Annotated in this window: 19 protein-coding genes and 1 pseudogene; 13 read left to right on the top strand and 7 right to left on the bottom strand. The window is 69.6% G+C overall.

Annotation, left to right across the window (positions count from 1 at the left end; genetic code table 11):
- Positions 1–498 precede the first annotated feature (498 nt).
- Positions 499–1,797 carry a DUF445 domain-containing protein gene (locus ACZ5ZX_RS04495; protein ID WP_465500625.1) on the bottom strand — a complete coding sequence of 433 codons (1,299 nt, stop codon included), beginning with the start codon at positions 1,795–1,797 and terminating at the stop codon, positions 499–501.
- 29 nt (positions 1,798–1,826) lie between these two features.
- On the opposite strand from ACZ5ZX_RS04495, the gene ACZ5ZX_RS04490 reads away from it, so the two are divergent.
- On the top strand, positions 1,827–2,990 hold the full coding sequence (locus tag ACZ5ZX_RS04490; RefSeq protein WP_465500624.1) for a pyridoxal phosphate-dependent aminotransferase: 1,164 nt from the start codon (positions 1,827–1,829) through the stop codon (positions 2,988–2,990).
- Positions 2,991–3,005: 15 nt separating this feature from the next.
- On the opposite strand, the gene ACZ5ZX_RS04485 is transcribed toward ACZ5ZX_RS04490, so the two are convergent.
- A complete protein-coding gene (locus ACZ5ZX_RS04485) occupies positions 3,006–3,479 on the bottom strand; it encodes a sigma-70 family RNA polymerase sigma factor (RefSeq protein ID WP_465500623.1) in 474 nt (157 codons plus the stop codon).
- A gap of 365 nt (positions 3,480–3,844) precedes the next feature.
- Here ACZ5ZX_RS04485 and ACZ5ZX_RS04480 point away from each other — a divergent pair, with 365 nt between their 5' ends.
- Entirely contained in the window at positions 3,845–4,990 is a 1,146-nt protein-coding gene (locus ACZ5ZX_RS04480; protein WP_465500622.1) for a hypothetical protein, read from the top strand.
- 461 nt (positions 4,991–5,451) lie between these two features.
- Here ACZ5ZX_RS04480 and yczR read toward each other — a convergent pair whose 3' ends face one another.
- Positions 5,452–6,906, bottom strand: coding sequence for a MocR-like transcription factor YczR (yczR, locus tag ACZ5ZX_RS04475; protein WP_465500621.1), 1,455 nt, complete (start codon positions 6,904–6,906; stop codon positions 5,452–5,454).
- A gap of 61 nt (positions 6,907–6,967) precedes the next feature.
- Between yczR and yczE the strand changes: the two genes are divergently transcribed.
- Positions 6,968–7,600 carry a membrane protein YczE gene (gene yczE / locus ACZ5ZX_RS04470; protein WP_465500620.1) on the top strand — a complete coding sequence of 211 codons (633 nt, stop codon included), beginning with the start codon at positions 6,968–6,970 and terminating at the stop codon, positions 7,598–7,600.
- Between the two features lie 143 nt (positions 7,601–7,743).
- On the opposite strand, the gene ACZ5ZX_RS04465 is transcribed toward yczE, so the two are convergent.
- A complete protein-coding gene (locus ACZ5ZX_RS04465; RefSeq protein ID WP_465500619.1) occupies positions 7,744–8,268 on the bottom strand; it encodes a Clp protease N-terminal domain-containing protein in 525 nt (174 codons plus the stop codon).
- On the bottom strand, positions 8,268–8,477 hold the full coding sequence (locus ACZ5ZX_RS04460; protein ID WP_004559389.1) for a sigma factor-like helix-turn-helix DNA-binding protein: 210 nt from the start codon (positions 8,475–8,477) through the stop codon (positions 8,268–8,270). The genes ACZ5ZX_RS04465 and ACZ5ZX_RS04460 overlap by 1 nt, the downstream gene beginning before the upstream one ends.
- A gap of 61 nt (positions 8,478–8,538) precedes the next feature.
- Between ACZ5ZX_RS04460 and ACZ5ZX_RS04455 the strand changes: the two genes are divergently transcribed.
- Entirely contained in the window at positions 8,539–9,312 is a 774-nt protein-coding gene (locus tag ACZ5ZX_RS04455; protein ID WP_465500618.1) for a hypothetical protein, read from the top strand.
- A 53-nt stretch (positions 9,313–9,365) separates the two neighbouring features.
- Positions 9,366–9,920: pseudogene (locus ACZ5ZX_RS04450) on the top strand (DUF998 domain-containing protein); the annotation flags it as partial.
- A gap of 75 nt (positions 9,921–9,995) precedes the next feature.
- On the opposite strand, the gene ACZ5ZX_RS04445 reads toward ACZ5ZX_RS04450, so the two are convergent.
- A complete protein-coding gene (locus tag ACZ5ZX_RS04445; protein ID WP_465500617.1) occupies positions 9,996–11,000 on the bottom strand; it encodes a D-cysteine desulfhydrase family protein in 1,005 nt (334 codons plus the stop codon).
- A gap of 74 nt (positions 11,001–11,074) precedes the next feature.
- Between ACZ5ZX_RS04445 and ACZ5ZX_RS04440 the strand changes: the two genes are divergently transcribed.
- Genes ACZ5ZX_RS04440 through ACZ5ZX_RS04430 form a run of 3 tightly spaced genes read left to right on the top strand, consistent with a single transcriptional unit; the run spans position 11,075 to position 13,880 of the window.
- Complete coding sequence (locus ACZ5ZX_RS04440; RefSeq protein WP_465500616.1) at positions 11,075–12,457, top strand: amidase; 1,383 nt, start codon at positions 11,075–11,077, stop codon at positions 12,455–12,457.
- Positions 12,454–13,002 (top strand): TetR/AcrR family transcriptional regulator, encoded by a 549-nt coding sequence (locus ACZ5ZX_RS04435; RefSeq protein ID WP_465501041.1) that lies wholly within the window; start codon positions 12,454–12,456, stop codon positions 13,000–13,002. The genes ACZ5ZX_RS04440 and ACZ5ZX_RS04435 overlap by 4 nt, the downstream gene beginning before the upstream one ends.
- Positions 12,999–13,880, top strand: a complete 882-nt coding sequence (locus ACZ5ZX_RS04430; RefSeq protein WP_465500615.1) for an oxygenase MpaB family protein — start codon at positions 12,999–13,001, stop codon at positions 13,878–13,880. The genes ACZ5ZX_RS04435 and ACZ5ZX_RS04430 overlap by 4 nt, the downstream gene beginning before the upstream one ends.
- Positions 13,881–14,069: 189 nt before the next feature.
- Here the strand turns inward: ACZ5ZX_RS04430 and ACZ5ZX_RS04425 are convergent, their stop codons facing one another.
- Complete coding sequence (locus ACZ5ZX_RS04425) at positions 14,070–14,597, bottom strand: CGNR zinc finger domain-containing protein (protein WP_465500614.1); 528 nt, start codon at positions 14,595–14,597, stop codon at positions 14,070–14,072.
- Positions 14,598–14,651: 54 nt separating this feature from the next.
- Between ACZ5ZX_RS04425 and ACZ5ZX_RS04420 the strand changes: the two genes are divergently transcribed.
- The 5 genes from ACZ5ZX_RS04420 to ACZ5ZX_RS04400 all read left to right on the top strand — a co-directional run bounded on the left by ACZ5ZX_RS04420 (position 14,652) and on the right by ACZ5ZX_RS04400 (position 19,175).
- On the top strand, positions 14,652–15,509 hold the full coding sequence (locus ACZ5ZX_RS04420) for an alpha/beta fold hydrolase (RefSeq protein ID WP_465500613.1): 858 nt from the start codon (positions 14,652–14,654) through the stop codon (positions 15,507–15,509).
- 102 nt (positions 15,510–15,611) lie between these two features.
- On the top strand, positions 15,612–17,060 hold the full coding sequence (locus ACZ5ZX_RS04415; protein WP_465500612.1) for a hypothetical protein: 1,449 nt from the start codon (positions 15,612–15,614) through the stop codon (positions 17,058–17,060).
- Positions 17,057–17,479, top strand: a complete 423-nt coding sequence (locus ACZ5ZX_RS04410; RefSeq protein ID WP_465500611.1) for a FixH family protein — start codon at positions 17,057–17,059, stop codon at positions 17,477–17,479. Before ACZ5ZX_RS04415 ends, ACZ5ZX_RS04410 begins: the two co-directional genes overlap by 4 nt.
- 18 nt (positions 17,480–17,497) lie before the next feature.
- Positions 17,498–18,634 carry a hypothetical protein gene (locus ACZ5ZX_RS04405; RefSeq protein ID WP_465500610.1) on the top strand — a complete coding sequence of 379 codons (1,137 nt, stop codon included), beginning with the start codon at positions 17,498–17,500 and terminating at the stop codon, positions 18,632–18,634.
- A complete protein-coding gene (locus ACZ5ZX_RS04400; RefSeq protein WP_465500609.1) occupies positions 18,627–19,175 on the top strand; it encodes a hypothetical protein in 549 nt (182 codons plus the stop codon). The genes ACZ5ZX_RS04405 and ACZ5ZX_RS04400 overlap by 8 nt, the downstream gene beginning before the upstream one ends.
- Positions 19,176–19,227: the final 52 nt, after the last annotated feature.

The raw sequence follows: 19,227 nt of genomic DNA, 5'->3' as shown, positions 1-19,227 counted from the left end.
GCGTCCCCGGGGTGTTCCCTGGCGGGGCGGTTTGGGTGGTCGGGGTGACGTGTGATAACACCCCACCCCCCCCCCCACGACCCCCTGTACCGACGCCTGGCTCGCGGCGAAGACGTGATGGCTCCCTCCTTGCGCCTAAGTACAGGAAGGTGTCCTTCATGTACTGGGGAAGCGCGTGAAGGCCCCCTTCCCTCGGCTGAGCCGAGGGAAGGGGGCCTTCACGCGCAGCCGTTGTGACAGGTGAGGCCGCTGAGGCTCGCGACGGCCGCCCAGGGCGGGTGAGGGGGAACTTTGAGGGACTCTGAGTCCCTCAAAGAGTCCTTCACGGCCCGCCCCCTCACCACAACTTCTGGGGTCACCCACCCCCGAGTTACCCCCAGGGGTTGTGCACAGCGTTAGGCCAAAGACGTGAAAAGCTGTGGATAACCCTGGGGATGACTCCACTTCCTGTGGACAACTCGCGGTGAGGCCTCCGGAGTGTGGTATAGGCGCCGCCGCTCAGAAGAGCAGCTGCGCGACCGCGTAGATGACCAGCCCGGCGAGCGCGCCGACCACCGTGCCGTTGATCCGGATGAACTGCAGATCCCGGCCGACCTGGAGTTCGATCTTGCGCGAGGTCTCCTCGGCGTCCCAGCGCTCCACGGTGTCGGTGATGATCGTGGTGATCTCCTTGGAGTAGTGCGTGACCAGATAGGCCGCCGCCCCCTCCACCCAGTTGTCCACCTTGGACCGGATGTGGTCGTCGGAGACCAGCCGCCCGCCCAGCGCCTCGAGGCCGGTGCGCACCCGGCGGCGCAGCTCGCTCGACGGGTCCTCGGCGGCGTTGAGCAGCATCTCCTTGGCCGTCGCCCAGGCCGAGCCGATCAGCTTCTGCACCTCGTCGTGCCCCAGCATCTGGGACTTGACCTGCTCGGCGCGTGCCATCACCTCGGGGTTGGTCTGCAGGTCGAGGGCGAACTCGCCGAGGAACTTGTCCAGCGCCAGCCGCATGGGGTGGTTGACGTCGGTCTTCACCGCCCAGACGAACGACAGCACCTCGCCGTAGACCTTGTCCGCGAGCATCTCGTCGACGAATTTCGGCGACCAGCTCGGCGCCCGGTCCGAGACCACGCGCAGCATCGTCGTGTGGTTGTCCCGCACCCATTCGTAGGCGCGGTCGCACATCAGGTCCACGAGTTTGTGGTGCGCCCCGTCGGCGAACACGCCCGCGAGGATCTTGCCGAGCGGCGGGCCCCACGGCTTGTCCACGATCCGCTTGACCACGGCCTGTTCCATGATCGCCTGGACGTCTTCGTCGCGGAGCACCTTGACCGCGGCCCGGACGACGGTGGCCAGCTCGGACGTCACGCGTTCGGCGTTCTGCGGCTGCGAGAGCCAGCCGCCGAGCCGCTTCGAGACCTCGACGCGGCTCAGTTTCTCGCGGATCACGGACTCCGACAGGAAGTTCGAGCCGACGAAGTCACCGAGGCTGCTGCCCAGCGCGTCCTTCTTGTTCGGGATGATCGCGGTGTGCGGGATCTTGATCCGCAGCGGATGCCGGAACAGCGCGGTCACCGCGAACCAGTCGGCGAGCGCGCCGACCATCCCGGCTTCGGCGGCGGCACGGACGTAGCCGACCCAGCCCGGCCAGCCCGCGGCTTCGGCCCAGCTGGTCAGCAGGAAGATCACCGTGGCGCCGAGCAGGAACGACAGCGCGACCATCTTCATCTTGCGCAGGCCGCGACGCTTCTCCTCCTCGGCGGCGGTTCCACCGGGCGGATCGGCTGGGGTCACCTTGGCGGGCGTCAGTTGCTCCACACCGCCATTGTCCGTGAGGATGGCTGATCGTGCGCGAACCTCTCCTCGTCTCCCGCCTCCAGCCCTTCACCTCGACCATCTTCGCCGAGATGACGGCGCTGGCCGTCCGCCACGACGCCGTCAACCTCGGCCAGGGTTTTCCCGACACCGACGGGCCCGCCGGGATGCTCGACGCCGCCAAGAACGCGCTGTTCGGCGGCGCGAACCAGTACCCGCCGGGTCCGGGGCGCCCGGAGCTGCGCGCGGCGATCGCGGGTCACCGCCTGCGCTACGGCGTCGAGTACGACCCGGACACGGAGATCCTCGTCACGGCGGGCGCGACCGAGGCCATCGCGGCGTCGCTGATCGCGCTGACGCAGGCAGGCGACGAGGTCATCGTCATCGAGCCGTACTACGACTCGTACGCGGCCGCGGTCGCCATGGCCGGCGCAGAGCGGCGCGTAGTCGGCCTGGTGGAACGTGACGGCCGGTTCGCGCTGGACATCGAGGGCCTCCGGGCCGCGGTGACCGAACGGACCAGGGCGATCCTGATCAACTCGCCGCACAACCCGACCGGCACGGTGTTCACCCGCGCCGAGCTGGAGGCCGTCGCCGCGCTCTGCGTGACGCACGACCTGATCGCGATCACCGACGAGGTGTACGAGCACCTGGTCTTCGACGACGCCGAGCACTTCCCGCTCGCCACCTTCCCCGGTATGCGCGAGCGGACGGTGTCGATCTCCAGCGCGGGCAAGACGTTCAACTGCACCGGCTGGAAGATCGGCTGGGTCTGCGCGACTCCCGAACTGGTCGCCGCGGTGAAGGCGGCGAAGCAGTTCATCACCTTCGTCTCGGGTGGCCCGTTGCAACCGGCCGTCGCACACGCGCTGGAGCACGAACTGCCGTGGGTCGAAGACCTGCGCACGAGCCTGCAGGGCAAACGGGACCGGCTCGCGGCGGGCCTCGCGGAAGCCGGGTTCGCCGTCCGGCCGACCGCCGGGACGTACTTCATCTGCGTCGACGTCCGGCCGCTCGGCTTCGAAGACGCCGCGGAACTGGCCTGGGAGCTCCCCGAACGGGTGGGCGTGGCCGCCGTCCCCGTAAAGGTGTTCACCGATCACCCGGAAGAGTGGAAACATCTGCTGCGTTTCGCGTTCTGCAAACGTAACGAGGTCATCGACGAAGCCGTCACCCGATTGCGCAAACTGACCTGACTGGTCTGATGTCCCTCAGGCCCAGCCCCCCTTCTCGAGAGCACGCCGGAGCCGGTCGAGACACCGTCTTCGGAGCCGTCCGACACTGGCCGGGCTGATCCCCAGCTCCCCGGCGAGCTGGGCGTAGGACAGCTCCGGCCGGTGCGCGAGCAACCACATCAGGCGGCGGTGCACGTCCGGGAGCCGATCGACCGCCGCCCAGAGCGCGCGGTCGCGTTCGGCGCGGACGACCTCGGCCTCCGGGGTCGCTTCCGGACCCGGCGGCGGAGGCGGCGTTTCGCGTCTGTTCCTGCTGATCATCCGGAGCGCGCGGCGTCGCGCGGTGGTCGTCAACCAAGCACGGAGCTTCGCTTCGTCGCGCAGTGAGCCCGGCGCGCGAAACAGTTCCAGCCACGCTTCCTGACAGACGTCCCTGGCATCGGCTTCGCTCAGCCGGTAGGCCTTCAGCGCGCCGAGCACCGCCGCCGACACCGCGTTCACGTCCCACATCGCGGACTCTCCCCTCCCGGCGGCGCACGTCCGCCCGCTCGATCACCGAACGCGACTTCGACGGCACGCACCGCAGCAGGGATCCAGAAAAGGTCAGGTCACCGAGGATTTGAGTAGTTCCACGCGTCCCCGGATGGCCGCTCGCCACATACCGAGAGTGATCAACTTCGGTAGTCCAGGTACCGGAGCCGGTTGCGTCGTTCCGCCTAACGGGCTGGATCGACGGCGGCTGAAGTGAAACACTCCCCTCCGGTGCTAAAACTGGTGCAGCCCCGGGGGAACTGCGACCTGGCCGGAAGAGACCCCAAGAAAGATCGAACTCACGCGGAGAACGTGGGTTTCAGGCGCGGACGGCGGTGATTGCCATGAGTGGTACGGCAGTCGTGCACCGTCGCGGCCGCGTTCCGTCGAAGACGCTGTCGAACGCCGGAGCGCGAATCCTTTTCGCGAGCGGCATCGCGATCACGGGCTGGGTCCTCGGCGCCGTCCTGAGCACCCCGGCTTCGGCCGAGGAACCCACGGCCACGACGCCGGAGACCTCCGTGGTCCAGCCGTCGAACGAAACCGACGCCGGGAAAACGACTACTCCAAATGAGTCCACTTCGGACTCCGGCTCGGCGAAGGCCACGAAACCCGCCGAGACCACGGAATCCACGAAGTCCGCGTCCCCCAACGAAGAATCCCCGACGGAAGAGCCCGTCCCCGCTTCGAGCGAGGAACCTGAGGCCACCGTCGAGGAGCAGGCCGTATCGAACGCGAGTTCCGTCGAGAAGACCGCTTCCCCGGAGCCCGTCGAGAAGACGACCACGCAGACCACCAAGACCCAGTCCGGCAACGGTCTGCTGGGCGGCCTCCTCGGCGGAGTGCTCGACGTCGTCACGAACACCGTCGGCGGCGTCGTCGAAACCGTCGGCGGGGTCGTCGGCGGCATCGGCGAGCACGTCATCGCGCCGATCATCACGCCGGCGCCTTGCTGCGGAGCGGGTAATCCCGAGATCCTGCCTGGCGTCGGCGACGCGCTCGACCCCGTCTTCGGCGGCGGCTCCGGCGATTCGGCCAGTGGCTCGGTCACCATCGCCGTCCCGGCCAAGACCGCCACCCCGCTCACACCGACAGCGCCGGTCACGCCCGCGCCACGTCCGGTCGTCCCGGCCGAGACGCCCGCTCCGGCCGCGGCGAGCCAGAACCACCGCGTCGTCCTGCCCACCCGGGTCAAGTTCGACGTCCAGGCCGCTTCCGCGGCCGCTCCCGCCGAGTCCGACACGCACGCGTCCCCGGACGGCGGCGGCTCGGGCGGCGGCGGTGGCCTGCCGAACACCCCGGTCGCCCCGCTGGCGCCTACATCGAGCGCTCAGCCAGGGCACGACAACTCCGCCGGCGGCCGCGGGCCGCTCGCGGTACTCGACTCCGGAATCCCCGCCACGCAGCTGAAGCTTCTCGGCACCGGCTGCGATCACGAAGGCGAGCGCACCGGCAGGGAAGCCGCGCTTCCCGCCACCTCCCCCGACTGACCTGACCGGGTCGCCGGGGAGAACCACGTCCAAACCAAGATCAACTTCGGTTTTCGGCGTCTTCGGACAATCCTCGGCCCAGTCGCGTTTCAGCCTGCCCTCGTTCAGGTTTCCCCCTCTTCCCGAACGGCCGACCGCGCCCGGCCGGTTCGGATCCCGGCCCCGGCGCCGCGCTGCCCCTGTGGCGCCGGGACCAGCACCGGGTGGACTTCGGGGGCTTCTGCTCACCGCGCCGAGCAGGAGCCGGCCAAGCTCGAAGACCACCTGATCCGCGGGCGGTTCCCGGCACGTCGAGGGGCTGTGCCGGGTAACCGCCGCGGTGCCCGTCCCCAGGTTTCGGCCTGGGGGCGGGCCGGATAGCCGGTGCGCTGGTCGTGCGGCGCCGATGCCCTCCCTGGAGCATCGGCCGCCCCGCCGGCGCACCGGCTATTTCCGTTTTCACACCCCGGACTCCTCGGGCGTCAGGTGATCTGGACGGCTACGGGGGTCGCCGTGGCGGGGGCCGCGGTCACCGAAGCGGCGGCCGCGCCAAGCCGGCGCACGGCCTCGAAAAGCCGGTCGGCGGGCAACGCGTACGGCAGTCGCAACCAGCGCTCCAGGCCACCGTGGACGCCGAATCGCGAGCCCGGCGCCACCTGCACCCCGTGCCCCGCCGCCGCGACGGCCAAACGCGTGCTCATCGGCTCCGGCAACCGGCACCACAGCGAAAGCCCACCCGGCGGCACAGTGAACGTCCAATCCGGGCAGTACCAGTTGAGCGCTCCGGTCAGCGCGTCACGCAGGGCCAACGTCTCCTCACGGCGGTGCGCGAGCGCGGCCCCGCCGTCGTCGAGCAGTTCGGCGAGGACGAGTTGCTCGAAGACCGGAGACCCCAGGTCGACGGCGAAACGGGCCGCGATCAGCCTGCCGATGACGTCCTCCGAAGCGCGGATCCAGCCCAGCCGGAGCCCGGCCCAATGCGATTTCGACGCCGAGCCGATCGTGATGCCGAGATCGCCCGCGAACGCGCCGAGCGGCGGCGGCCCGTCCACCGGATCGCCTTCGAGATCCAGCTCCACCAGGGTCTCGTCGATGATCGCCGGTGTCCGCGCGCGGCTCAGCGCGGCGGCGAGCCGCTCCCGGCCGTCGACGTCCAGCCGCAGCCCGGTCGGGTTCTGGAAGTCCGCGACGAAGTACGCGAGCCTCGGCGCGGACTGCCGTAGCGCGGCCTCGATCCCGACGATGTCCCAGCCGCTCGCCGGATCCAGCGGCACCGGCACCGGGATGGCGTGCGCGGCGCCGATGGCTTCGAGCGCGTTCGGATACGTCGGCTGCTCGACCAGCACCCGGTCACCTGGACCGGCCAGCATCCGCAGGACCTGCACGAACGCGTGATGCGCGCCGTTGGTGACCATCACCTGTTCGGGGTTGGTCGGCAACCCGCGTTCGGTGTAGCGGCGGGCGATCCGTTCACGCAGGACCGGCAGACCGCGCACGTGATAGCCGTTCTCACCGAGATGTTCCACCAAGGACTTCCGGGCGGCGTCCACAGCGGGTACGAGGCCCGCGATGGCGGGCGGGCAGGCCTGGGCGAGGTCGATGAGGTCCTCGCCGGACGGCAGGAGCGGCTCCCGGCCACGGCCGCCGGGCGACGCGATCCAGGAGCCTGCCCCGCGACGGCTGGCGACCAGCCCGTCGGCCCGCAGTTTGTCCAGTGCGGCGCCGATCAGCGTGCGGCTGACCTCCAGCGCGTCGGCGAGTTCCCGTTCGGCCGGGAGTTTCGTACCGAGCGGGAGCCTGCCGTCGAGGATCAGCAGTTCGACCGCCGCCGCGAGGTCCGCGGCGCCGTGACGAGAACCACTCTGCCGCCAACTTCCCAGCAAGGTGGCCAATTTCTGGCCCGAAACACGTCCAGTCAGCGGAATCAGCGGTTCCATAAGGCCAATTATTGCGGATTGGCCATGGTCAAGGTAGCCACTTACCCCCGATGGTGCAGTCGTGGCACTTACACTCGACCTCAGACCCGTCGGCATCTCCCACGACACCGCGCGCCGCTCGATCCAGCTCGTCGGCGGACTCGCCCTCTACGGCGGCAGCATGGCCATGCTGACCAGGTCCGGCCTCGGCCTCGACCCGTGGGACGTGCTCCACGAAGGCCTGATGAAGCTCACCGGCCTCACGTTCGGCACGGTCACCGCGCTCGCCTCGGTCGCGGTGCTGCTGTTGTGGATCCCGCTGCGGCAGCGGCCCGGTATCGGCACGGTCGCCAACATCGTGGTCATCTCGCTCACCGTCGATTTCGTGCGGCTCTTCCTGCCCGATCAGCACGTGCTCGGCTGGCAGATCCTCAACCTGGTCGCCGGGGTGGTGCTCAACGGTCTCGCCGCCGCGATCTACGTCGGCGCGCGCCTCGGCCCTGGCCCCCGCGACGGGCTGATGACCGGCTTCGCGGCCCGGACGGGCAGGTCGATCCGCCTCGTCCGGACCCTCATCGAGATCACCGTCCTGGCTGCCGGCTGGCTGCTCGGCGGCACCGTCGGCATCGGCACGATCTTCTACGCGCTCGCCATCGGCCCGCTCACGCAGGCCTTCCTGCCACTGGTCACCTGGCGTGAACGGGCCGAGAGCTGAAGACGGTCTTACACGTGACTAGACGGCGATCACGCGTGACTAAGCGGAGATCTCCCGTGATCAGACGGAGATCACGTGAGATCTCCGTCCAATCACGCGTAACCGCCGTCTGATCACGCGAGATCTCCCGTGATTGGTGAGCGCTAGCTGGCCTCGCGCCGTTCCAGCAGGCGCCGGACGGCGAGGTAGTCGATCCCGCGCTGGGCGAGGACGTCGGCGGCGACGCCGGGAAGGGCCGTCAGCGCGAGAAGGAGGTGCTCGCCCTCGATGCGCTTGCTGCCGACATCGACGGCTTCGCGAAGGGTCTGCGCCAGCACCTTCTTCGCCTCGGGAGCGAAGGGCCGGTGGCCGCGTTTGCTCCGCTGCCCGCCGGTCAGCGCGCCGGGGCCGTGGGTCTGTTCGACCCGCTCGACGATGTGCTCGACGTCGATGCCGAACCCGCTCAGGGCTTCGACATCGGCGTCGCTCATCCCGCCACGACGGCGTACGCGCCGGAGGTCGTCGGCCAGTTCGTCGCCAGGGCAGCCCAGCGCGGTCAGCACCTTCGTGTTCCGGGCGAGTGAGGTCAGCAGGTGCAGCGGGTCGACGTTGGCGGACGCCTCGTCCGACGCGACGCGCTGAGCCTCGACGACGACTTCGCGGGCTTCGGGGGTAAAGCGTTCGAACATCAGTGCCTCCCGTATTTCTTGTGCACCGCTTGCCTGCTGACCCCCAGCTCGGCCGCGATCTCCTGCCAGGACCATCCGTGCACCCGCGCGCTGCGGACCTGCACGGCTTCGAGTTGTTCCAACAGCCGGCGCAAGGCGGCGACGGCGCGCAATCCCACCCGGGGATCGCGGTCGCCGGCTCGCGCGGCCAGGTCTGTCGCTTCGGTCATGACGTCAACCTACGTTGACATCTCCACAGTGTCAACTCCGGTTGACAGTTAGGGTCGGGGCATGGCCGAAATCGCAGTGGCGGAAAGGGACGGAGTAGGCGCGGACGGCTCTCCGCGCCCGACCGAGGACCACGTCGCCGTGCTCGGGAACGCCGTGGTGGTGCTCGACGGCGCGACCTCGCCGCAGCCGGATCTCCCGCCCGGCGGCTGGTACGCGAGCCTGCTCGTGCACAGCCTGTCGCAGGCGCTGAGCGCGGAACCCCAGGCGGATCTCGCGGTGCTGCTGGCCGAGTCGATCGCCGACGTCGCCCGGCGCGAAGGCCTCGAACCGGGCCGCTCGCCGTCGAGCACGGTCGCGATCGCGCGCTGGACGGACGACACCGTCGACGGACTCGTGCTCGCCGACAGCCCGATCATCGCGTTCGGGCCCTCCGGCGCCGACCCGCTCACCGACGACAGGCTGGTCTCGCTGCGCGGCGGCGGTCAGCTCCGCACCGGCTCCGACGTCCGCGCCAAACGCAACGCGCCGGACGGCTTCTGGGTCGCCGAGGCGGAACCGAAGGCGGCCGCCGAGGCCGTCCGCCGCAGCTGGCCGCGTTCGGAGGTCGAAGCCCTGCTGCTGGCGACGGACGGCGTCGCTGTCGGTGTCGACGAGTACGAACTCTTCGACTGGCCGGAAGTGCTCGACATCAGCCGGAAGCGTGGTCCGGACGCCGTCCTCGACGCGGTGCGCACGGCGGAGAAACAGGACCCCGACGGCGAACGCTGGCCCCGCGCGAAAAGGCACGATGACCAGCTGTTGGTAGTAGTCGACTTCGGGGTAGCCCCAGGGTAAAACCGGGGGCTTCCCGGATCGGAAATCCGCGGCGTCGCGAGCACGCTGGACGCATGACGTTCCCTGGGGAGAGATCGCGGACCAAGCCCTGGCTGATCGCGTCGGGGGCGGCCATCGGCTGGGCACTGTTCACCATGGTCGTGCTGCACCTGATCAGCTCACGCGATCCGGTGTTCGACACGCTGTCCAGCTACGCCTACGTCGACCGCGGCACGGGCATGCTCGGGGCCAGCGTGCTTTCGCTGTCCATCGGCTCGCTCACCGCGCTGGGCGCGCTGGCCGCGGCCGGGATCCCGTTGAGCCGCACCACGAAACTGCTCTTCGTGCTGTGGTCGCTGGGACTGGCGGCGGCCGCGATCTTCCCGGCGAGCTACCCCGAATTCCCGGACCCGGTCAGCGGCGAGATCCACCTCTACGCCTGCCTCGTCGCGTTCCTCAGCCTGCCCGCCGCCGGGTTCAGCCTGCGCGACAACCTGCGCGGCACCCCCGCGGCCAGGCAGATCGGCCGCCTGGCCTGGGGCAGCGCGACCGGCCTGGTCGTCTTCGGGCTCAGCTTCATCTTCGTGCGCCTGTCCGACATCCCGTTCTTCATGACCCTCACCGACATCGTCCCGGTCGGTGTCGCGCAGCGGCTTTCGCTGGTGGTGCACGTGATCCTGATCGCCGGGATGCTCAGGGTCGCGTCAGCGGCTCACCGCGTCGGCGAATTCCGGGGCGTACCCGTAGAGGCCGGGCAGCCCGCCCGTGTGCAGGAAGACAACGTGCTCGTCGGCCGCGAAATGGCCTTCAGCGGCCCAGTCGATCAGCGCGGCGCCCACTTTGCCGGTGTACACGGGATCGAGCGCGATCCCTTCCGTCCGGCCGAAAAGCCGCACCGCGTCCCAGGTTTCGGCGGTCGGGATGCCGTAGCCGGGGCCGATCGTGCGGTCGTCGATGTGAAGTCCTTCGAGTGACGGCGGCACCCTGCCCAGCAGGGCGGAGGCCGCGGTGGTGAGGTCGGCGAGGTTGTCCAGGGCCTCGTCCACCGGATGGCTGACGCAGGCGATGTCGAGGGTCAGCGAGTCGAGGTCCGCCGTCCCCACGACGAGCCCTGCCGACGTTCCGCCGCTGGCGTGCGGGGCGACCAGCCGTGCCTTGGTGATGCCGCGCTCGGCGAGTTGCCCGGCGATCTCCTGCGCGGCGGCGACGTAGCCGAGCGCACCGACGGCGTCGGAACCGCCGACCGGGAAGGTGGCCACCTGACGGCCCTCGGCCGCGGCCTCGGTGATCAGCCGGTCGTAGGTTTTGCCGGTCTCCTCGCCGTCCCGGCAGATGTGCACGTTCGCGCCGAAAAGGTGGTCGAGGGAGACGTTGCCGGACCGTTCGTAGGCGTCGCCGTCGCGAGGGACCTTGGCGGTGAGCACGAGTTCGCACCGCAGGCCGAGCTTCGCGCAGGCGGCGGCGGTCTGGCGGCCGTGGTTGGTCTGCAGCGCGCCGAAGGTGATCACCGTGTCGACGCCTGCCTCGATCGCCGCGCCGAGCAGGAACTCGAGCTTGCGCAGTTTGTTGCCGCCGACGCCGAGCGGATGCACGTCGTCCCGTTTGAGCAGCAGGTTCTCCAGGCCGAGCGCCTCGGCCAGCCGAGGTGCCGGATGCAGCGGCGTCGGGTAGCCACCGAGGTCGACGCGGGGAAAGCGATCGAGGTTCATGAAACTCACGTAACCACACCGACGCTACCCGGTGGTATCGTTCGTTTGAACGAACGAGACGTGCAGGGGGAGCCATGACCACCTCGAAACCGAGCCTCGCGTTCACCGGCCTGGCGGAACAGGCCGCCCTGCTCGCCAGTGGTGCGACGTCCTCCGTCGAGTTGACCCGTCTGGCGCTCGAACGCGCCGAAGCGAGCCAGCCGACCCTCAATGCCTTCAAGTGCCTTCGCCACGAGGAAGCCCTTCGCGAGGCCGAAGAGGCGGACCGGCGGCTGGCCGACGGTGAGACCGCTCCCCTGCTCGGCGTCCCCACCGCGATCAAGGACGACCTCGACGTCACCGGGCTGCCGACGGCGTTCGGCTGCGAAGGCGACTTCTCGCCCGCGACGGCGGACTCCCCACCTGTCGCCGCGCTGCGCAAGGCGGGGGCGGTACTCATCGGCAAGACCAACACACCGGAACTCGGCCAGTGGCCCTTCACCGAAGGCCCGGCGTTCGGCGCGACCCGCAATCCGTGGGATCCCGAGCGCACCCCGGGCGGTTCCTCCGGCGGCGCGGCGGCGGCCATCGCGTCGGGGGTGATCGCCGCCGCGCTGGGTTCCGACGGGGCCGGGTCGATCCGGATCCCGGCCGCGTGGACCGATCTGGTCGGGATCAAACCGCAACGCGGCCGCGTCCCGACCGAACGGGAACTGTTCCACGGCCTGACCGTGGTCGGCCCGCTCGCGCGTACCGTCGCCGACGCGGCCCTGCTGCTCGACGTCGCGGCGGGCACCGGCTCCGCGTTCCAGGCTGCCGCCCGGCGCGAACCTGGCCGGATGCGCATCGGGCTGTCCACCAGGATCCCTTTCACCGCCACGAAAACCCGGCTGGACCCGGACGCGCACGCGGCCGTCATCCGGCTCGCGGAGCGGTTCGCCGAACTCGGCCACGAGATCGTCGAGGTCGAACCGGACTACCGGCTGATCGGCCTCACCTTCCTGCCGCGCTCGCTCGTCGGCGTCCGTGACTGGTCCCGTCGCGTCCCGGATCAGGCGCGGCTCGACCCGCGCACCAGGGCCAACGCACGGCAGGGTTCGGTGCTCGCCGGTCCGGCACTGCGGCTTTCCAGGGCCGCGGAACCGTTGCTGCAGCGGCAGATCGGCTCGGTGTTCGGCCGGGTGGACGTGCTGCTCACCCCGACGACCGCGACCCCGCCACCGCGGATCGGCAGCTTCGACGAGCTCAGCGGCTGGCAGACCGACCAGGCCATGATCGCGGCGTGCCCCTACGCTTGGCCGTGGAACGTGCTGGGCTGGCCGGGCGTCAACGTGCCTGCCGGACCGAGCCCGGCAGGGCTTCCGCTCGGCGGGCAGCTGCTCGGCCCCTCGCACTCCGAGGAACGGCTGATCTCGTTGGCGGCGCAACTGGAAGAGGTCGAACGGTGGCAGAACCGCAAACCCGAGACCGCTTGGTGAACACCCGCGAGACCATCCTCCACGCCACGCTCAAGGTGGTCGGGGAACAGGGGGTCGGCGGGCTGACCAACCGCCGCATCGCGACCGCTGCCGGCGTCTCGCTCGGCACGCTGACCTACCACTTCCCGAGCCAGACCGCGTTGCTGCGCGAGGCGATGCTGCTATTCGTCGAGGAAGAGACCGCGAAGCTGACCGGGTTCGTCGACGCCTACCGCGAACAGGGGTTGAGCGTCGAGGAGGCCGCGTCGGTGGTCGAGCAGGTCATCGCCAAACTGCCGTTCGGCACCGACGAACTCGGCGCGCACGAGCTGTACCTGCAGGCCGCGCGCGATCCGGGACTCCAGGACGCGGCGGCACGCTGTTTCGCCGCCTACGACGAACTCGCGCTGGTGATCCTTCGGACGCTCGGTGTCGCGTCGCCGGAACGGCTGACCGGACCGGTCGTGGCACTGATCGCCGGACTGCAGCTGCGCAGGCTCGCCACCGGCGACGACGGCGTGGAGGTGGCGCTACCGTTGATGATGCTCATCCGCGGCGCGTCATGAGCGGGCCGCCGATCGTCAAGGGGACGGCGGCATGGCGGTACTTCGGGGACTTCCGCGCCGGGCTGCTGGCCGGTCAGGTGCTGGTGCTGCAGGTCGCGCATCCGGTGGTGGCGGCCGGGGTACGGGATCATTCGGACTACATCGAGGATCCGTGGACCCGGCTGATGCGCACGGCCGCGTCGCTGTCCATCTACATCTACGGCGGTCCGGACGGCGCACGGTACGAGGCGGACCGGCTGCGCGCGCTGCACCGGTCTTTCACCGGGGTCGACGCCGACGGGCGCCGGTACAGCGCGTTGAACCCGCACGCCTACGCTTGGGTGCACGCCACGCTGGTGATGGTTCCCGTAGACACACAACGGTTTTACGGAACTCCGATGACCCGGGCCGAATTGGACGAGTACTACGCGCAGATGTGCGACGTCGGGCGGCTCCTCGGCCTGCGCGAGCAGGACATGCCGCCGACGTGGCCGGAATTCGAGCGGTACTACGCGGAAATGATCGACGGTTTCGGCCCGAACGAGACGATCTCGACGCTGTTCGAGACGATCCGGACGGTGAAGAAGCCGTGGCGATGGTTGCCTGACAAACGCTGGACACGCCTTCAACGGTGGCAGTACCGCGGGCAGATGTTCGTCATCCGGGGCACCCTGCCACCCGCTCTGCGTACCCGTATCGGCCTACAGTGGACGGATCGTGACCAACGCCGCTTCGACCGTTTCCGGTCGGTGGTCCGGGTTTTCGGCGGCTTGGTGCCGACGACGTTGCGTTCTTCGCTCGTACGTCGGATCGGCAAGCTGAACGTCTGGTTCCGGGCCCATCCCCGCGCGTACCGCTTCCTGGGTGGCACCACCGGCCCCGGAAGTGCCCGCGTTTAGTTGAGAGGTAATACAGAAGGCGTGGTCGACTGTCCACAAGGGACACTACGCGCAGCGTCTGCCATGCGACACACTCACGAGCCAGCAAAAGAGTCCTTTGTGGACAAAGTGTCCTCGCTCCGGCTTCCGGTAGCCCGTCCGGCCCCACGGGAGGGGACACCACATTGCCTTAACCCTGCGTTTAGTCCTCTAAACGCGCTTTCGGGTGCGGGCATAGTGGGCGCGGGCCTTCGCCCGGTTGCCGCAGCGCGCCATCGAGCACCACTGGCGCGAACGTCTCGGCGAGGCGTCGCAGAACCGCAGGCCACAGTCGTCGGCGGCGCAGATCCGAACGGCGATGCCCCCGGTGGCGAGGTCGATCGCGTCGGCCGCGAGCGCGCCGAGGGCGGCGACGACTGTCACCGGCCTCAACTCCTTCACCGGCCTGCCGTCGTCGTACCGCAGCCACGGCGACGGCGCGTCGGACGCCATTTCGTTGACCAGCAGGACATCCGTGGGCCGAGGATCGCCCAGAAGGACTTTGTCGACGGCTTCCCGCAGCGTCCGCGCGGCGGACAGTTCACCCGCGCTCGCTTCGGTGACGGCGAAACCCATGAGCCGCAGCCATTCCGCGAGCGCGGCAGGGTCGGCGAGCAGCTCTCGACCGCTCTCGTGCCGCTCGCGCACGGTGTTCACGAGGTCGAGGCACGGTCGCCCACCGTCGAAGACCCACTCCATCCGGCGATTCTAACCCTTGCCATCGGTTAGGAAGCCGGTCTACCTTCTAACCCCATGAACCGGTTAGTAAGCGAGACCGCTTCGGTCAACGGCATCCGGATGCACTACCTGCGTGCCGGAGAGGGGCCCGCGCTCTTCCTCCTGCACGGCTGGCCGCAGACGTCGTTCTGCTGGCGCGAGATCCTCGGCGAGCTGGCCGAAACGCATACGGTGATCGCGCCCGACCTCCGCGGCTACGGCAAAAGCGACAAACCTCGCGACGGCTACGACAAACGCACGATGGCCGCGGACGTCGCCGCCCTCGCCACACACCTGGGTTTCGAGCGCGTGTCGGTCGTCGGACACGACCGCGGCGGCCGGGTCGCCCACCGCTGGGCGCTGGACCGGGCCGATCAGATCGACCGGCTCGCCGTCCTCGACATCATCCCCACCAGGGAACTCTGGAATCGCCTCGACGCCGAGATCGGCCGCGCCTACTGGCACTGGCTGTTCCACCTCCAGCCGGATCTGCCGGAGCTGCTCGCCGGCCAGGACATCGCCGCCTACCTCGGCTATTTCTTCGAACGCTGGACGCATCAGCGGCAAGGCCTGAGCCGGGAGGCCGTCGACGAATACGTCCGCGCCTTCTCCGCACCGGGCGCCCTGCGGGCCGGATTCGACGACTACCGCGCGTCCTTCCCGCACGACGCGGAAGCGGACGACGCCGATTTCGAAGCGGGTCGTCGCCTCGAACCGCCGGTGCTGGCACTGTGGGGTGCGAGCGGCCTGCTGGGAAAGCTGCCGACACTGGAGATCTGGCAGGACTACGCGAACGACGTCTCCGGTACGGCGATCGAGGAATGCGGCCATTTTCTCGCCGAAGAACGCCCTCGCGCCCTGCTCGAAAACCTGAAACCGTTTCTGCTCCGGTGAAACCCCCACCGGGAGTAAGGGCATAGGTCCCCTTTACGGGGGACCCCGGTTCACCCCGCGCCGTGACGCTTTCCCTCGGCGCCGCCGTTAACTTCAGCCGGGATGGGGAATTCACTGAGGGGGCGGCGCACCGCGCCGTTGGTCATCGTCCGCGTACTCGTGTTCTGTGCGCTGACGTTCTTGCTGTCGGGCGGCACGGCCCAGGCGGACGGCGTGTCGAGCGGAGCGGACGTCCAGGTCGCGCAGACGCTCGGCACGCGCGATCTCACGATCGTGCTGCGGCGGATGGACATCGCGCCCGGTCCGCTGCACGTCGACGTCGTCACGCACGCCGGGAACCCGCCGGGAACGCTGAAACTGCGCGCGTCCACCGCGGGAACGACGTTCTCCGAAACCACCGTCCAGCTGGGTGAAAAGCCCGGCGCCTCTTCGGCGCTGCTGCGGGTCGACCAGCCCGGACCGTGGGAACTCGGCCTCGACGACGGGACGGACACCGCGTCGATCCCGTTCATCGTCCCCGCCAGGGTCATTCCCCCGTGGGAAAAGGCCACCTTCGGCGGTTTCGTCGCCGCGGGCGTGTTCCTGGTACTCGGACTCGTCATCGCGATGCGCGTCAAACGGCCACAACTGGCGCTGATCCCGGCGGGCGGGATGGTCGCCGCGCTCGCCGTCGCGATCACCGGTGCGATGCTCTCGGCGTCGACCCCGCCACCGCCCGCGCCGGGAGCGGCGCTGGATCCGACGATCGACAACATCCAGGATCCGTACGCGAACGCGCAGCTGTCCACTGTGGACTTCTCGCGGCCGCCGGTGAATCTCGCCGTGCACGCCCCGGGTGCCCGGTCGGGCGGTCTCGCCGACGTCCGGATCGCCTTGACCGACGGCGCGACCGGTCGCCCGGTCGACGACCTTCTGGTGCACGACAACGCTTTGATCCATCTCGTCGTCATCTCGCCGACGGGCAGGCTCTGGCATCTGCATCCGGTGCGCGTCGGCCCCGGCGACTACCGGGTGAAGTTCACGCCGCCCGAGGCGGGGACCTACGCCGTCGCCGCCGAACTCGCCCGGCGAGGCGGCGGCGTGCAGCTGGTCCGCACCACGATGCCGGTCGCGACAGGCACCGACTCCCCCGCCGAACCGGTGCCCGCGGGGGCTGGTTCGCGGGTCATCAACGGGAACAAGATCGATGTCGACGTCAAACCGGGCACGCCGACCACCATCACCGCGCGGTTCGCCCGCGCCGATCTCCAACCGTGGCTGGGCATGCTCGGCCACCTGATCGTCGTCGGCCCGATCACCGGCGACGGCCGGGTCGGCGCGGACGCCGCTGCCGCGCCGACCTGGGCCCACGTGCACTCGATGATCCCGCAATCGCCCGGTCTGCCGGGAAAACCCGACGAGACCGTCGCCGCATACGGCCCCGGCGTCCCGTTCACCTACACCTTCGGCGCACCAGGCAAGTACCGCGTCTGGCTGCAGGCCGAACGCGATTACACGGTGCTGACCGTGCCCATGCAGATCGAAATCCCGTCGGGAGGGGCACCCCAGTGAAGTCCACAGTGGACACACCAGACACCGAGCGACGGAAACCCGTCCTCCTCATCTCCGTGGTCGCCGTGCTCGTGGTGGCGATCGTGGCCTGGCTGCTGTGGCCGAGCGGCGGCGGTGAACAGGTGCAGCGCTCGACACAGGGTCCGTACACCGTGGAGTTGTCGGTCGCGGATCCGCACCAGGGCGGCAACGTCTTCGCGCTGACGGTCACGGGTGCCGCGCCGGACGTGGTCACCCTCGAACCCGTCATGCCGCAGATGGGGCACGCGCTCGCGCCGTCTCCCGCCATCGCGGAGGCACCGGGCCGGTATCGCACCGGTGACGTCCTGCTGCCGATGGCGGGGCAGTGGGAGATCACCGTTTCACTGCGCGGACCATCCGGCGCCACGCAGCATTTTTTTCCTTTGCTGGTCAAATAAGAGAGGGAGGTCGGGGGTATGGATCTCACCGCGGGAGGGGCGAGGACCGTCTCGGTGGCACGAAGTGAGCGCACCGGTCTCGTGCCGGCGGGCACGGTGCTGGCCGGATCGGTGATCTCGCTGATCGGGCTGACCTGGGACATCCAGTGGCACGGCGACGTCGGCCCGGACACGTTCTTCACGATGCCGCATCTGTTCCTGTATTCGGGCAGCGCGATCAGCGGGCTCGCGAGCCTCGTGGTCGTGCTGATGACCACGGCCGCGCGGCGGGCGGGCCGGGCGGTCGACGCACGCGTCGGCGGCCGGGTGATCAACGTCTTCGGGAAGGTGTTCGCCGCACCGGCCGGCTACCTGGTGACCGGGAGCGGCGCGGCGATGTTCCTGCTGTACGGCCTGTGGGATCAGTGGTGGCACGGTCTGTACGGCTTCGACGCGGTGATCGACTCGCCGCCGCATATCGGGCTGCTGCTGTCGATCACGCTGAGCATCATCGGCACGGTCATGGTGTTCGCGGCCGCGCGGGAGCACCGCTGGGGCACCCGCGGCGTGGTCGGCAGCCTTGGCGTGCTGATCGCGTTCAGCACCGTCACCGTGCTGGGGCTGCAGCAGATCGACATCGACATGCTCGACGTCATCTCCGTCGGCATCGCGCTGCTTTCGGTGCTGCTGGTCGCGGCGGGCGCGGGATTCCGGGGCAGGCCGGGCGGAGCGGTGTGGGTCGCCGCCTCGCTCGCGGTCATCCAGGCGATCACCTGGTGGTTCTCGCCGTGGGCCGCGGAGGCGTACGCGGCTGCCGTCGGCCTGCCGATGCGCGACTACATCGACGGCGTCCCCGCGATGCCGGCGATGATGCCGATGGCTCTGCTGCCGATCGCCGCCGTCCTCGAAGCGGTCTACCTGCTCTCTCGGCGCGGCTGGTCGGCCGGCCGGGTTTCGGTGCTGGCAGGCGGGGTCGGCGGGTTCCTGGTCGGCGCGACCATGCCGATCCAGAACGACCTCGTCTACGGAGGCTCGCTCGACTGGCCGGTCGTGTTCATGACGGCCGCGGTCGGCGCGGTGGTCGGGCTGCTCGGCGGGTTCGCCGGATGGCGTTTCGGCGGGATGCTGCGGTTGCTGGCGCCCGCGAAGACTGAAGGGGGCGAAGCGAATGCGTAAGACACTGCTGGCGCTGGCGGCGGCGATCGGGTTGCTGTTCGCGACCACACCGGTGGCGAATGCCTACGAACCGGTGAACATCGTCCATACCGAACGGGTGCAGGTCGGTCCGTACGGGATGACGGTCGGGTTCAGCACGTGGCCGTTGCGCGCCATGCAATCGCTGGACTTCACGTTCATCCCGGACGACGGGATCGCCGGGAAGTCGGGGACGCTCGCGTTCGTCAATCCGGAAACCGGACGGCTGGGCCGGGCGCAGCCGCTGGCGAAGCATCCGCGGAAGCTGGAGGTGTGGGGGCTGGACATCCGGGCGCTGAAGACGCAGGGCGCGTGGACGTTCCGGTTCGAGATCGACGGGCCTGCCGGCCGGGGCACCGGTGAGCTCCGGGATCTGACGGTGCTCGAACAGCCGGGGCCGCCGATGGCGGTGAGCTGGTCGATCAGCCTGATCCCGCTGATCGTCCTCGCCGTCCTGATCACCATCGCCTGGCGCAGGACCAAAGCCAGGCTGCGCGGGAACGGGGTTTCGGCGATGGCGTGACTCCGGGTGACCGAAGATCGGATGGCTCGCGTGTCCTGACGGGCACGCGAGC

The organism is Amycolatopsis sp. NPDC033938 (assembly GCF_055575975.1).
This window is presented reverse-complemented; position numbering and strand designations above follow the sequence as displayed.

Coding starts and splice junctions, on each gene's coding strand:
- ACZ5ZX_RS04480 (WP_465500622.1), top strand. CDS start 3,845: ATGAGTGGTACGGCAGTCGTGCACCGTCGCGGCCGCGTTCCGTCGAAG.
- ACZ5ZX_RS04405 (WP_465500610.1), top strand. CDS start 17,498: ATGGATCTCACCGCGGGAGGGGCGAGGACCGTCTCGGTGGCACGAAGT.
- ACZ5ZX_RS04440 (WP_465500616.1), top strand. CDS start 11,075: ATGACCACCTCGAAACCGAGCCTCGCGTTCACCGGCCTGGCGGAACAG.
- ACZ5ZX_RS04445 (WP_465500617.1), bottom strand. CDS start 11,000: ATGAACCTCGATCGCTTTCCCCGCGTCGACCTCGGTGGCTACCCGACG.
- ACZ5ZX_RS04420 (WP_465500613.1), top strand. CDS start 14,652: ATGAACCGGTTAGTAAGCGAGACCGCTTCGGTCAACGGCATCCGGATG.
- ACZ5ZX_RS04415 (WP_465500612.1), top strand. CDS start 15,612: ATGGGGAATTCACTGAGGGGGCGGCGCACCGCGCCGTTGGTCATCGTC.
- ACZ5ZX_RS04460 (WP_004559389.1), bottom strand. CDS start 8,477: ATGACCGAAGCGACAGACCTGGCCGCGCGAGCCGGCGACCGCGATCCC.
- yczR (WP_465500621.1), bottom strand. CDS start 6,906: ATGGAACCGCTGATTCCGCTGACTGGACGTGTTTCGGGCCAGAAATTG.
- ACZ5ZX_RS04485 (WP_465500623.1), bottom strand. CDS start 3,479: ATGTGGGACGTGAACGCGGTGTCGGCGGCGGTGCTCGGCGCGCTGAAG.
- ACZ5ZX_RS04455 (WP_465500618.1), top strand. CDS start 8,539: ATGGCCGAAATCGCAGTGGCGGAAAGGGACGGAGTAGGCGCGGACGGC.
- ACZ5ZX_RS04400 (WP_465500609.1), top strand. CDS start 18,627: ATGCGTAAGACACTGCTGGCGCTGGCGGCGGCGATCGGGTTGCTGTTC.
- ACZ5ZX_RS04425 (WP_465500614.1), bottom strand. CDS start 14,597: ATGGAGTGGGTCTTCGACGGTGGGCGACCGTGCCTCGACCTCGTGAAC.
- ACZ5ZX_RS04430 (WP_465500615.1), top strand. CDS start 12,999: ATGAGCGGGCCGCCGATCGTCAAGGGGACGGCGGCATGGCGGTACTTC.
- ACZ5ZX_RS04465 (WP_465500619.1), bottom strand. CDS start 8,268: ATGTTCGAACGCTTTACCCCCGAAGCCCGCGAAGTCGTCGTCGAGGCT.